The following is a 750-nucleotide window of genomic DNA, read 5'->3' as shown; positions in this document are numbered from 1 at the left end:
GCGCAGGCATTGGCGTTAATCCGCGACCCGAATGCCGATATAGGCCGTCTGAAAAATTCGTTCTACAAACCCGACACACAGAAAAAGGATTCAGCAATCATGAATACGCGCACCATCTACCTCGCCGGCGGCTGCTTCTGGGGCTTGGAAGCCTATTTCCAACGCATAGACGGTGTGGTTGACGCCGTATCCGGCTACGCCAACGGCAAAACGGAAAACCCAAGCTACGAAGACGTTTCCTACCGCGATACAGGCCATGCCGAAACCGTCAAGGTCACCTACGATGCCGACAAACTCAGCCTAGACGACATCCTGCAATATTTCTTCCGCGTCGTTGACCCGACCAGCCTCAACAAACAGGGCAACGACATCGGCACGCAATACCGCAGCGGCGTATACTACACCGACCCTGCCGAAAAAGCCGTCATCGCCGCCGCCCTCAAACGCGAGCAGCAAAAATACCAACAGCCCCTCATCGTCGAAAACGAGCCGCTGAAAAACTTCTACGACGCCGAGGAATACCATCAGGATTACCTGATTAAAAACCCCAACGGCTACTGCCACATCGACATCCGCAAAGCCGACGAACCGCTGCCGGGCAAAACCAAAGCCGCCCCGCAAGGCAAAGGCTTTGACGCGGCAACGTAGAAAAAACCCAGCGCTGCCGAGCTCAAACGCCTTCTGACCGAAGAGCAATATCAAGTTACCCAAAACAGCGCGACCGAATACGCCTTCAGCCACGAATACGAC

The 750-nt window shown here is 54.9% G+C and carries 1 pseudogene; it reads left to right on the top strand.

Going from position 1 to position 750, the window contains the following annotated elements:
• Window positions 1-750 (top strand): annotated as a pseudogene (gene msrA, locus ACTHUR_RS13735) (peptide-methionine (S)-S-oxide reductase MsrA); the annotation flags it as partial.

It is taken from the genome of Neisseria sp. P0021.S007 (assembly GCF_051956855.1).
Note: the sequence above shows the minus strand (reverse complement) of the source record. Positions and strands in the feature narration are given on the sequence as shown.